Annotated in this window: 8 protein-coding genes and 3 pseudogenes; 7 read left to right on the top strand and 4 right to left on the bottom strand. The window is 69.8% G+C overall.

What is annotated here, in order from left to right; genetic code table 11:
* The 3 genes and pseudogenes from ABZ281_RS18700 to ABZ281_RS18690 form a co-directional block, all read left to right on the top strand.
* Nucleotides 1–365, top strand: a pseudogene (locus tag ABZ281_RS18700) (hypothetical protein); the annotation flags it as partial.
* 133 nt (nucleotides 366–498) lie between these two features.
* Nucleotides 499–1,059 (top strand): SigE family RNA polymerase sigma factor, encoded by a 561-nt coding sequence (locus tag ABZ281_RS18695; RefSeq protein WP_356656784.1) that lies wholly within the window; start codon nucleotides 499–501, stop codon nucleotides 1,057–1,059.
* A gap of 161 nt (nucleotides 1,060–1,220) precedes the next feature.
* Nucleotides 1,221–2,870: a long-chain fatty acid--CoA ligase gene (locus ABZ281_RS18690; protein WP_356656786.1), complete on the top strand. Its 1,650-nt coding sequence runs from the start codon at nucleotides 1,221–1,223 to the stop codon at nucleotides 2,868–2,870.
* Between the two features lie 99 nt (nucleotides 2,871–2,969).
* Here ABZ281_RS18690 and ABZ281_RS18685 read toward each other — a convergent pair whose 3' ends face one another.
* Nucleotides 2,970–4,172 (bottom strand): MFS transporter, encoded by a 1,203-nt coding sequence (locus ABZ281_RS18685; RefSeq protein WP_356656782.1) that lies wholly within the window; start codon nucleotides 4,170–4,172, stop codon nucleotides 2,970–2,972.
* Between the two features lie 129 nt (nucleotides 4,173–4,301).
* Between ABZ281_RS18685 and ABZ281_RS18680 the strand changes: the two genes are divergently transcribed.
* Nucleotides 4,302–4,880, top strand: a complete 579-nt coding sequence (locus ABZ281_RS18680; protein WP_356656780.1) for a TetR family transcriptional regulator — start codon at nucleotides 4,302–4,304, stop codon at nucleotides 4,878–4,880.
* 139 nt (nucleotides 4,881–5,019) lie between these two features.
* Nucleotides 5,020–6,390: pseudogene (locus ABZ281_RS18675) on the top strand (NF041680 family putative transposase); the annotation flags it as partial.
* A 420-nt stretch (nucleotides 6,391–6,810) separates the two neighbouring features.
* On the opposite strand, the gene ABZ281_RS18670 reads toward ABZ281_RS18675, so the two are convergent.
* Together ABZ281_RS18670 and ABZ281_RS18665 are read right to left on the bottom strand one after the other, a co-directional pair.
* Nucleotides 6,811–7,557 (bottom strand): NAD(P)H-binding protein, encoded by a 747-nt coding sequence (locus tag ABZ281_RS18670; protein ID WP_356656778.1) that lies wholly within the window; start codon nucleotides 7,555–7,557, stop codon nucleotides 6,811–6,813.
* 116 nt (nucleotides 7,558–7,673) lie between these two features.
* Nucleotides 7,674–8,576, bottom strand: a complete 903-nt coding sequence (locus tag ABZ281_RS18665; protein WP_356656776.1) for an RNA polymerase sigma-70 factor — start codon at nucleotides 8,574–8,576, stop codon at nucleotides 7,674–7,676.
* Between the two features lie 140 nt (nucleotides 8,577–8,716).
* Here ABZ281_RS18665 and ABZ281_RS18660 point away from each other — a divergent pair, with 140 nt between their 5' ends.
* The gene (locus ABZ281_RS18660; protein WP_356656774.1) at nucleotides 8,717–9,253 is read left to right on the top strand and encodes a GNAT family N-acetyltransferase; all 537 of its coding nucleotides are present in this window, start codon (nucleotides 8,717–8,719) and stop codon (nucleotides 9,251–9,253) included.
* Nucleotides 9,254–9,336: 83 nt separating this feature from the next.
* On the opposite strand, the pseudogene ABZ281_RS18655 reads toward ABZ281_RS18660, so the two are convergent.
* Nucleotides 9,337–10,570: pseudogene (locus tag ABZ281_RS18655) on the bottom strand (IS701 family transposase).
* 166 nt (nucleotides 10,571–10,736) lie between these two features.
* On the opposite strand from ABZ281_RS18655, the gene ABZ281_RS18650 reads away from it, so the two are divergent.
* Nucleotides 10,737–11,141, top strand: a complete 405-nt coding sequence (locus ABZ281_RS18650; protein ID WP_356656772.1) for a type II toxin-antitoxin system PemK/MazF family toxin — start codon at nucleotides 10,737–10,739, stop codon at nucleotides 11,139–11,141.
* Nucleotides 11,142–11,352 lie beyond the last annotated feature (211 nt).

Genomic DNA, 11,352 nt, shown 5'->3' with positions numbered 1-11,352 from the left:
CTCGGACATCGAGTTCCATGAAGCGGGCGTCGTGTCCGTCGACCGTCAGCGCGCCGGCCGACATCGACGTCGGGATCCTCTACGACCACTTCACGCCGTTCGTGCTGACACAGCTGGAGGAGTTCGGCTTCTGCGGCCCCGGCGAGGCGGCGGACTTCGTGGCCGAGGAGCACCTGCCCCTCAACACGCACGGCGGGCAGCTGGGGGAGGCGTACCTGCACGGCATGAACGGCATCGCGGAGGCCGTCCGGCAGATCAGGGGCACCGCGGCGAACCCGGTGCCCGGAGCGGCGCGGGTCCTGGTGACGGCGGGGACGGGCGTACCCACGTCGGGACTCGTACTGACCGCCGACCCGCAGGGGTGAACCCGCAGTACCCCGGGACCGGTGCTCCACCTGTAGGAGGTGCAGCAGCCCCTACCCCTACAACCTGAGGGGGACCCCGCTTCGGGACCTGCGGCCGATCCGCTCGCCGGACTGTCGCTCATAGCGTTGAGCCATGACCACACTCGTCTGCACGAGCGCTTCGAAGGCGGCCGGACCAGCGGCGCAGACCCTTCCGTACCCGTCGTTCTCGTCGTACGTCAGGGCCCGCCAGCCGGTGCTGCTGCGTACCGCCCGCTCGCTCACCGGCAACCCGAGCGACGCGGAGGACCTGCTGCAGACCGCCCTCACCAAGACCTACGTCGCCTGGGAGCGGATCGAGGACCATCGTGCCCTGGACGGCTATGTGCGCCGGGCGTTGCTGAACACCCGGACCTCGCAGTGGCGCAAGCGCAGGGTCGACGAGTTCGCCTGCGAGGAGCTGCCCGAACCGGACCCGGTCCCGGGCGGTGACGACCCGGCCGAGCAGCAGGCGCTGCGCGACGCGATGTGGCGGGCGATCATGCGGCTGCCCGCCCGGCAGCGGGCGATGGTGGTCCTCAGGTACTACGAGGACCTCAGCGAGGTGCAGACGGCCGAGGTGCTCGGCGTTTCGGTGGGTACGGTGAAGTCGGCCGTCTCACGGGCGCTCGGCAAGCTCCGCGAGGACGCTGAGCTGGGGCTTGTCCGCCGGTGAAGGGCTGTCCCGCCCGGCTGTGAGCTGTCCCTCCGACATGGCGTGATGTGATCGATCGCCCGGTCCTAGTGACATACCACGCGGTATGTGCGCAGAATCAGCGCAACCCTTACCACCGCGTAGGCAATGTCGCCCCCCGGGAGGACGCCGTGCTGAGCACGATGCAGGACGTACCGCTGCTGATCTCTAGGATCCTGACCCACGGGTCGACGATCCACGGGACATCGCAGGTGACCACCTGGACCGGTGAGGACGAGCCGCACCGCCGCTCCTTCGCGGAGATCGGCGCCCGCGCGGCCCAGCTGGCCCACGCGCTGCGGGAGGACCTCGGCGTCACCGGCGACGAGCGTGTCGCGACTCTCGCCTGGAACAACGCGGAACACGTCGAGGCCTACTTCGCGATCCCGTCCATGGGCGCGGTCCTCCACACCCTGAACCTCCGCCTCCCGCCCGAGCAGCTGGCCTGGATCGTCAACCACGCCGCCGACCGCGTGATCATCGCCAACGGTTCGCTGCTCCCCCTGCTCGCCCCGCTGCTGCCGCATCTGAAGCCGGTCGAGCACGTGGTCGTCACGGGCCCGGGAGACCGCTCCCTCCTCGCCGACGCGGCCGTCCGCGTCCACGAGTACGAGGACCTGATCGCCGGCAAGCCGACCTCGTACGACTGGCCCGAGCTGGACGAACGCCAGGCCGCCGCCATGTGCTACACCTCCGGCACCACCGGCGACCCCAAGGGCGTGGTCTACAGCCACCGCTCCATCTACCTGCACTCCATGCAGGTCAACATGGCCCAGTCGATGGGCCTGACCGACGAGGACACCTCGCTGGTCGTGGTCCCCCAGTTCCACGTGAACGCCTGGGGCCTGCCGCACGCGACCTTCATGACCGGCGTGAACATGCTGATGCCGGACCGCTTCCTCCAGCCGGCCCCCCTCGCCGCCATGATCGAGGGCGAGCGGCCGACCCACGCCGCCGCCGTCCCCACCATCTGGCAGGGCCTGCTCGCCGAGCTGACGGCGAACCCCCGTGACGTCTCCTCCCTCGGCCAGGTCACCATCGGAGGCTCGGCCTGTCCCCCCGCGCTGATGGAGGCCTTCGACAAGCTGGGCATGCGGGTCTGCCACGCCTGGGGCATGACGGAGACGTCCCCGCTCGGCACCATCGCCCGCCCGCCGGCCGGGGTGGCCGCCGGCACCGAGGAGGAGTTCGCCTACCGCCTCACCCAGGGCCGCTTCCCGGCCGGCGTCGAGGCCCGCCTGACCGGCCCCGGCGGCGAACGCCTCCCCTGGGACGGCGAGTCCGCCGGCGAGCTGGAGGTGCGCGGCGCATGGATCGCGGGCGCCTACTACAACGGCCCCGACGCCGAACCGCTGCGCCCCGCCGACAAGTTCAGCGAGGACGGCTGGCTCAAGACCGGCGACGTCGGCACCATCTCCGCCGACGGCTTCCTCACCCTCACCGACCGCGCCAAGGACGTCATCAAGTCCGGCGGCGAGTGGATCTCCTCGGTGGAGCTGGAGAACGCGCTGATGTCCCACCCGGATGTCGCCGAGGCGGCCGTCGTGGCGGTCCCCGACGACAAGTGGGGCGAGCGCCCCCTGGCCACGGTCGTCCTGAAGGAGGGCTCCACCGCCACCTTCGAGACCCTGCGCGCCTTCCTCGCCGACGAGGGCCACATCGCCAAGTGGCAGCTCCCGGAGCGCTGGACGGTCATCGAGGCGGTCCCGAAGACGAGCGTAGGAAAGTTCGACAAGAAGGTGCTGCGCAGGCAGTACGCGAAGGGGGAGCTGGACGTCACGTCCCTCGGCTGACCGGCCGGCCTTCGAGGAGCCCCTGGCTGCGGCCGGGGGCTCCTCCGCATCCGCACGCCGGGATCCGCACGTCGGGCACGCGCGTGCCGCTCGACCGCTTCACCGGCGTACGGAGGTCAGCCTCCGCCCCAGCACCAGCCACACACCCGCGACCGCGCACACCCCGCCCCACCCGAAGTGGCTGAAGGCGGCACCCGCGAGGGCCGAGGCGGCCGCGCCGCCCGCGAAACCGGCGACCACGTAGGCGGTGTTGGCCGTGGCGGGGGTGGAGGTGGCCGTCAGGGCCAGGGTCTGGTTGGCGACGTGGGAGGCGACCAGCGCGGCGTGCACGGCGATCGCGGCGGCGAACAGCGCCCCCATCACCTGCCCGCCCAGCCAGAACAGCGGCACCGACACGGCGGCGATCAGATACGCCGACCGCACCACCCGCGCCGCCCCGAACCGGTCCACCAGTCCGCCCGCCAGCGGCGCCACCGCACTCGCGGTCAGCCCGAACAACCCGAACAGCCCGGCGGTCGCGGTGGACAGCCCGTACTCCGGCCCGGTCAGCAGCAGGGCCAGCGAGGTCCACAACGCGCTCCACGCACCGAACATCCCGGCCTGCCGGACACACGCCCGCCACAGCTCCGGCGAGCCCCGCAGCACCGACGGCAGCGCGACGAGCCCCGCGAACAGGGGGCCTTCCCGGCGCCGCCGCGACGGCAGGACCACAGCGGTCGCGAGCCCCAGGGCGAGGGTGAGCACGGCCGCGCCCGCGAACACCCAGCGCCAGCCGAAGGCCTGCCCGGCCAGCCCGCCCATGACCCGGGCCCCGACGATGCCGGTGAAGAGCCCCGCGATGACCGCCGCGACATGCCGGGCACGCCGCTCGGCGGGGGCCCGCTCGGCGACCAGCGGGACGAGCAGCTGGGGGATGACGGTCGCCGCCGAGGCGACGAACACCGCGACCGCGAGGGCGGCGGCGCCCGGGGCGGCCGCACTGGCACCCAGGGCGAGAGCGGTGACGAGCGTGAGCCCGGCGACCAGCCGGCGCCGGTTCGCACTGTCACCGAGCGGGGCGAAGAACAGCAGCCCGACCGCGTAGCCGAGCTGGGCGACCGAGGCGATCCAGGCGAGGGCCGAGGGTGCCGAGCCGAAGTCGCGGGCCATGAGCGGGAGCAGCGGCGCGGCGAGGTAGATGTTGGCGGCGGTGACCGCACTGCACACAGCGATCAGGGTGAGGAAGAGCCCGGGGGCGGGCTCCCGGGTCCGCCGCACCGGGGTGGTGGCCCGGGCGGTGGCGGTGGTGGTCGCTGACGGCATGGGAGGGGGCTCCTTGGAGTCGGCTTAGCAACTAACTGGTTGGTTGGCTAATGAGGGAACAGTGTGAGCCGCCCCGCCATTTCCTGTCAACCAAACAGTTGGTTACCTTGACGCGCTACCCTCTCCCCCATGGCAGCAAGGGACCCCGAGGCAACCAAGGCCCGGATCTTCGAGGCGGCGGTCGCCGAGTTCGCCCGGCACGGCATCGCGGGCGCCCGCATCGACCGCATCGCCGGCGAGGCGAAGGCCAACAAGCAGCTCATCTACGCCTACTTCGGCAACAAGGCCGAGCTGTTCGCGATCGTCCTCGAGAAGAAGATGCTCCACCTCGCCGAGGCCGTCCCCGTCGACCCGGACGACATCGAGAGCTGGGTCGACCGCCTGATGGACTACCACGCCGCCCACCCGGAGCTGCTGCGCCTGCTCTTCTGGGAGGGCCTGGAGTACGGCAGCACCGAACTGCCCCACGAGTCCGACCGTCAGGAGCACTACGCCCGCAAGGTCGCCGCCCTCCAGGACGGCCAGGAGCGGGGCGTCGTCACGGACGCCATCCCGGCGGCCGACCTGCTGTTCCTGGTGACCGCCCTGGCCAACTGGACCACCGTCGTCCCGCAGATGCGGCGCATCCTCGTCGGCGAGGGGGAACCGGACCGGGACCGCCTGCGGGCGTCCGTGAAGGAGGCGGCGCGCCGGCTGACGGCACGCTAGCTTGATCTTTAACCTCCGGCGTCGAATAGTGCATCGAACTTGATCACTCGGTCCGGTAACTGCCGTACGCAGAAGCGGCCTTCGGCTGAACATGTGCTCCGACCAAGGAACACACACGTCCAGCACGAAGGCCGTGAGGATGAGTCTGCTGCATCGCGATACCCGGCAGGAAGCGTTGGCGGAGCTGTCACGCTTCCGAGGCGAGTTCTACTCCTGCCTGACGAGGCGTTCGGATGCACTGTTCGAACTGGCCGACGCCGTGCTGTGTGCGGACGGCCCGGTCCGCTCGCTGGTGGAACTCTCGCTGGTGGGCGAGCATCGCCGCGGACACGGCGGGCTGTATAACGCCCTGGCCGCCGGTCGGATGGACATTGCTCGGCTGCGGCGAGCCCTGGCTGCGGTGCCGCTGCCGAGGGCGGCGGACGGCCGGCTGGTGCTGGCCGCCGACATCACCAACTGGCTGCGCCCCGACGCGCACACCTCACCGCAGCGGATCCTGTGTCACACCTACGGACGCGGCAAGGACCAGCACATCCCCGTCCCCGGCTGGCCCTATTCGGTGATCTGCGCGCTGGAAGCAGGTCGCAGTTCCTGGACCGCGCCGCTGGACGCGCTGCGTCTGGCGCCCGGGGACGACGCCGCCACCGTCACCGCCCGGCAGATGCGCGAGGTCATCGAGCGGCTGATGGACGCCGGGCAGTGGAAGGACGGCGACCCGGACGTCCTCATCGTGGTGGACGCCGGATACGACGTGCCCCGCCTGGCCCACCTGCTCAACGACCTGCCGGTGCAGGTGCTGGGCCGGATGCGCTCGGACCGGGTCCTGCGGCGGGCGGCCCCGCCCCGCGAGCCGGGCACCCGGGGCCGTCCGCCCCGCCACGGCGGCGAGTTCGTCTTCGGCGATCCGGGCACCTGGAACATCCCCGATGCGGCGACGGTGACCGAGACCCGTCTGTATGGCACGGCAACCGCAAGGGCCTGGGACCGGCTCCACCCCAGGCTGACTCACCGCTCTGCGTGGGTCTCCCAGCTGGGCGATCTGCCGGTCATCGAGGGCACTGTGATCCATCTGCAGGTCGAGTACCTGCCCAGCGGCGCAACCCCGAAGCCGGTGTGGCTGTGGTGGTCGGGCACCGATGCCACCGACACCCAAGTCAACCTGCTCTGGCAGGTCTTCCTGCGCCGCTTCGACATCGAGCACACGTTCCGGCTGTTCAAGCAGACGCTGGGCTGGACCTGCCCGAAGACCCGCACTCCTGAGGCGGCTGACCGGTGGACCTGGCTGATCCTCGCCGTCTACACCCAGCTGCGGCTGGCCCGGCCGCTGGCGGCCGACCTGCGCCGGCCGTGGGAGAAGCCGAGCCCGCCGAACAGACTCACCCCGGCCCGCGTCCGCCGCAACTTTCGGCACCTGCGCCCGCAGGCCGCCTGCCCCGCCAGAGCACCGAAATCCTTCCGCCCCGGCCCGGGACGACCACCCGGCCGCAAGAACACCCGGCCCACCCCGCGCTAGGACGTGCACACCGTCCGCAAACCAGGCACCGGGAAACAGCCAACGAAGTCGTCAACGACCCCACGGCCCCGCCGCACAGGTTAAAGATCAAGCTAGTACTGCAGCCGTAGATCGTGATCTCGAGACTCACGGACGAATACGAAACTTCCGTGTCCTACGATGCTCCGCCGCTTCGTCCGTCAGTACTGCCCCCTGCGGCGCAATGCCGCACCAGGAAGCTCCCGCTCTCCACAAGGTCACTTTCAGTAATTTCCGGGCCCCGGGGGTGCCGTGGCTGATATCCCCGGGGTCCGTGACAATTCCGGACTGGATCAGGACGGGTCAGTGGAGCCGATGGCCGGACAGACCCATCCCAGCCAGAACAGACCCCTGGTAGCGGACCTTCGACGTACCCGTGTCAGACCCTCGATCCAGGCATCAGTCCCGCTCAGGAAAACGGCTCGTCAGGAACTGCTCGAACGTGACCTTGCCCACGGCCCGCTTCGGCGCCAGATGCCCGCCCGCGCGGAACCTGTGGTAGGTCTTGCCGGCCAGGCGCACGTTCAGCAGGGGACGGCGCCGTCCGCTCACGCGCAGATAGGCCTGAGCCAGCTCCGGAAACGTACGGACCTCGGGGCCACCCATGTCCGGCACCCGCCTCGTAGGCTCCCCGGTGGCGATCTCGGCCAGCCGGGCAGCGACCTCCGCCGCCTCAATCGGCTGGTCGGCGACTCCCGCCGGGAGCAGCATGACCGGCAGCTTCGCCGAGCCCCGCAGGAGCCGCAGTACCAGGTCGTGGAACTGCGTCGTCCGTAGCACGCTCCAGCCGAGCCCCGACTCCTCGATCAGCCGTTCGACGGCGAGCTTGGTTCGATAGTAGCCGAGCGGCACCCGGTCGACGCCGACGATCGAGATGTACACCAGATGCGGCACCCCGGCCTGGCGGGCCGCCTCGATCAAATTGTGGGCCGCCCGCTCGTCACCGCCGCGCGGCGACGTCGCACAGTGCACGATCGTGTCCACGCCCGCTACAGCCGCGGCCAAGCCTGTGCCCTCACGAAGGTCCACGGCGTACGGCCGGGAGTGCCGGCTCAGCACTCGCACCTCGTGCCCGTCCGCGCGCAGCCGCTTGGTGAGGAGCCCGCCGAGCGTTCCGGTGCCGCCAGTCACCAGGATCGTGGTCATCGCAGTTGCTGTCCCTTCGGTGGGCGTGCGCTCCCCGGTGGAGCGCACGTCATCCGCTGAGAACCGACGACCGCCCGCAGATGTGACAGCTCCCGGTGATCGCACTCCCCTGCGGGTCACGCCCCGGGAACCATCGTGGCGAACTGCCGACCCGCGAACACGAGTTTGTCCGGGTTCACGACGACCCGCACCTGGACGATGCCGCTGTCGCGCAGTTCGAAGGACGCGACGGCGACGAGCCGCCGCGCCGCGTGCGCCACCAACGCCGACGCGCCGTTGACCTCGGCGACGGTGAGGGCCAAGCCGCTCGCGAACCGTTGCACGCCGCCCAGGAAGCGCACGACCTTTTCCCGGCCGACGATGGGACGCAGGGCCGCGCTGACCTTGCCACCGCCGTCGCTCCACCAGATGGCGTCATCGGCGAGCAGTCTCTCCAGTCCGGCCAGGTCTCCATCACGAGCCGCCGCCACGAAGGACTCGACGAGCGCGCGCTGCCGCCCGAGCGTGGGCTCGAAGCGGGTGCGCGCCGCCGCTACGTGCTGCACCGCCCTGCGGTACAGCTGGCGGCAGTTGGCCTCAGTCAGATCGAGCACTTCGGCGATGTCCCGGTGGCTGTAGGCGAACGCCTCACGCAGGACGTAGACCGCGCGCTCGGTCGGCGTCAGTCGCTCCAGCAACATGAGCAGGGCTGTCGACACGGCGTCGCGCTGCTCCGTGGACTCCATCGGGCCGAGCGTCCCGTCCTCGGTGAACACGGGCTCCGGCAGCCACGACCCCACATACCGCTCGCGCTGCACACGGGCCGAGGTGAGTCGGTTGAGGCAGAGGTTGGTGACGACCTTGGCGAGCCAGGCCCCAGGGTGTCCGATCGTCGCACGGTCGGCGCCGCGCCAACGCAGGTACGCCTCCTGGACGGTATCCTCCGCGTCCTCGGCGGAACCAAGCAGTCGGTAGGCGAGGCCGAACACGCGAGGACGGTGGGAGGTGAACTCCTCGGCGGTGCCGGGCTCTGGCGTCACGCGCCCAGTGTGTCAGAGGCTCGGAACCATCCGGCATGGCCCCCTGGCCGGGACATTGTCTGTCGATCGGGAGCGACAACGCCTCGCATCGGCGGAGAAACGGCTTGGCCGGTGCTCAGCGGAGAGATCATCATGTGGGAATGTCTGAGACCCGCTCCGCTGAGGCCCCAACTGTGATGCGGCTCCCCCAGTACACGAAGGCGGACCAGGAGGAGATCCTGGGCAACAGCGATGATCCCTTCGGTGTCGCCTCGACCGGCCTGACCTGGCTGCCGAAAGAAGAACACTTCGGCATCCGTCACGAAGACCGGCTTGTGGCACACACTGGCCTGCTGCGACTGCCTGTCTCCATCGGCGACACCAAGACAGAGGTGGTGGGCGTCGGCGGAGTGGCCGTCGCCCCCGGCATGCAAGGTCAGGGCCTGGCACGGCTCGTCGTCACAGCCGCCCTTGAGCACGCCCGCACGATGGGTCCTCAGCACGCACTCCTCTTCTGCCGACCTCCCCTCGTGCCGCTCTACCAGCGCCTCGGATGGCACCCGCTCGACAAGGACGTGATCGTCGAACAACCCGCAGGCCGCCTGGTAACCATGCCACTGCGGACCATGGTGATGCCCCTACGTAACGGCGCCCGCTGGCCCTCAGGGCCAGTACGACTGTTCTCGCTCCCCATGTGACGGAGGGCCACCCAGCGTGGCGACAAGGGGACGTCGTCGAAGGCCACGTAGCCGTTTAGTACTACAGCCATAGATCGTGATCTTCATGCTTGAGCGGCTTGACGCCGGTAGTGGCTACTCTGGGATCGGGCCTGGTGGCGGCGTCGCCAGACGGACCAGCGAAGTCGGTGGACAGGGTCAAAGACGGTCCGGTTGACGAGCGTGATGAACAGCCGTTGGATCTCGTCACAAGTGAGCGGTATCAGCTCGTCGGGCGAGGGATGACCCTCGTGTTCGTTCGCGCGGAGGACAGCGAGGAAGGCATGCGCGAGCATGGCCAGGGTGACCCAGCGGGACCAGGACGGGTAGCGGCGGACCTGGTGCTCGTCCAGGGCCGCCAGGCCCTTGCCGGACTGAAAACTCCTCGACCCGCCACCTTGATCCAGCGACGCGCACCAGGGTGGTCAGCGGCACTGCGGCAGACAAGTAGCAGCGGTAGTAGGCACGTTCGCCGGTGCTGCGGTTGCGGCGGACCAGCAGCTGCCGGCTCCCGCGCCGGGGATCGGTGAGGTCGATGACGGCCCAGTCGTAGAAGCGGTGGCCCTTGGCTCCGGCCCCTGCGGACAGCTTCTGCCAGGCCCTCTTGGGCACCTTCTTGGCCAACATGTCGGCGCGAAACCTCCCGGCGCCTGTGGTGACTTCGTGCGAGCAGGCCACCGCGAGGACGTAGCCGGTGCCGCGTTCCTCCAGCGCGGTGCGCAGCCTCGGGTTGCCGCCGTAGACCTCGTCTCCCGCGACCCACGCGGCCCGATGGCCGGCGTCGAGGAATCGGGTGACCATGCGAGCGGCCAGCTCCGGCTTGGTCGCGAACTCCGTATGGTCACCGAGGCCGGCGGCCCGGCAGCGGTCGGGATCGGAGGTCCAGGAACGCGGAACATAGAGTTCCCGGTCCACTGCGGCGTGCCCGCGGCGACCGGCGTAGACCAGGTAGACGGCGACCTGGGCGTTCTCGATCCTGCCCGCGGTGCCGGTGTACTGCCGCTGGACTCCAACGGTGTCGGTGCCTTTCTTCACGTCGCCGGTCTCGTCGACCACCAGCACCGCCTCGTCGTCGTGCAGATGCTCCACCACGTAGTCACCCACCTCGTCGCGGACCTGGTCGGCATCCCACTTCGCCCTCCCGAGCAGGTGCTGCATACCGTCCGGGGTCCTGTCCCCGGCCCACTCGGCGATGGTCCAGCAGTTCTTGCGCGGCAGGTCCGACAACAGGCCGAGTACCAACTTCCGGGCCCGGCGTCGGGATTCGACCCGTGTGAAGCGTCCCGCTATCCGGCTCATCAGGCCCTCGAACGCCTCCTGCCAGCAGCCAGGGTCTACGCTGTGGCCTGCGGCCACCGCATGATCGTTTGTCTTCACACACCGATGATCAACGGTGGCCGCACCCGTCTCCACACCGCGTCAGGTCGCGCAGCGTCTGCCTGCCGTCCTGTGTATCGGAGGGCTTGTGCAACGTGGCGAAGTCTGGTGGGTCCAGTTCGACGAGCGGAGGCTGGTCGTACTGCTGTCAGGAGACGACCCGTCCGGGTTCCAGGCGATGCAGGTCGTCGCTCCGGCGGGCCTCGACATCAGCGGTCTGGGCATCGAAGTGACGGTCGGCGCCGGTGAAGGGCTGCCGCTCGAAGGCGTGCTGCGGCTCGCGTTCCCGCATCCAGGCTCCACCCCGTGCACGTGGCTGACCACCGTGTCCCGGGACGACCTGATAGAGCGGGCGGCCGTCCTGTCCTCCAGGAAGCTCAGCGAGATCGACGATGCCCTCCGACTCGCTGAACAAGCACAGGAGCGGACCCCGGCAACGACCGCGAAGCTCAGCGAGATAAGGGACGCCCTCCGTCGCGGCGAACTCGGGTAGACGGAGAAGGAGCTGACGCCCGCGACGGCATGGGCGATCTCGGGCGAGATGATCCACGCTGGACACCCGCCGCCTCGACGCCCCTCACCATCGAGATCACGATCTACGGCTGGAGTACTAGTAGATTGTCGCAGCCTATTTTTGCTGTGTGGTTGGGTAGAGGTGGCGCAGTTTCACGCGGGCGTCGTTGGTGGTGAAGTGCCAGTCGACT

Source organism: Streptomyces sp. NPDC006265 (assembly GCF_040613555.1).
Taxonomy (GTDB): Bacteria; Actinomycetota; Actinomycetes; order Streptomycetales; family Streptomycetaceae; genus Streptomyces.
The sequence above is the reverse complement of the archived record's forward strand: the minus strand, read 5'-3'. Positions and strand labels throughout refer to the sequence as shown.